General features: G+C 54.7%; 1 protein-coding gene. It reads left to right on the forward strand.

The window, feature by feature from the left end; translation table 11 throughout:
* Nucleotides 1-758, forward strand: a 758-nt coding sequence (locus tag Q0753_RS16550; RefSeq protein ID WP_298723726.1) for an IS4 family transposase, incomplete at both ends; no start/stop codon positions are given.

Here is a 758-nt window from a genome sequence, read left to right on the forward strand (position 1 = left end):
TTCGATGCCGACGACCATAGCAGCATCGTGCTGAGCATGCAGACCAGTCATGGACGCAACACGCCGCTGCTGTGGAAGACGCACCAAAAATCCTTGCTGAAAGGTAAACGCAATGACCACGAAGACGAGCTATTGTGGAAGCTGAAAAACACTCTGCCGGACGATGTGAACGTAACCATTGTGGCCGACCGGGGTTTTGGCAACACCGGTCTGTTTGCCCTGTTGGAAGACACGCTTGAGTTCGACTATCTCATTCGTTTTAAAGACAATATTCTGCTCTGCCCGGTGGGTGAAGACCTCAAACCGGCGAAGACATGGCTGACGCCCAGTGGTCGTACCCGCACCTTGAAAGAGGTGGAGCTGACCAACCAGAGACAGCCCGTCGCCCGGGTCTTCTGCTGCAAGAAAACGGACATGAAAGAGGCCTGGTTTCTGGCCAGCAACCGGCGTGATCTGAGTGCCTCCGACGCCCTCAAGTTGTACGGCAAGCGTTGGGGGATCGAGAGCAGCTTTCGGGACATCAAGGACTACAAGTTCGGCATGGGCATGGCTGACACCCATGTCAGTTCAACCAAGCGTCGCGACCGTTTATTCCTGTTCAGCGCCCTGGCCATCGTGCTGCTGACCTTGCTCGGCAAGGCCGGAGATGCCGCCGGGCTGGAAAAGACGATAAAAGCCAATACCAGTAAAACCCGCACCTACTCCTTCTTCCGACAAGGGGGCATCTATTATCAAATGTTGCCAAAGATGAAAGAGGA

The sequence above is a fragment of the uncultured Oceanisphaera sp. genome (assembly GCF_947495715.1).
GTDB lineage: Bacteria > Pseudomonadota > Gammaproteobacteria > Enterobacterales > Aeromonadaceae > Oceanimonas > Oceanimonas sediminis.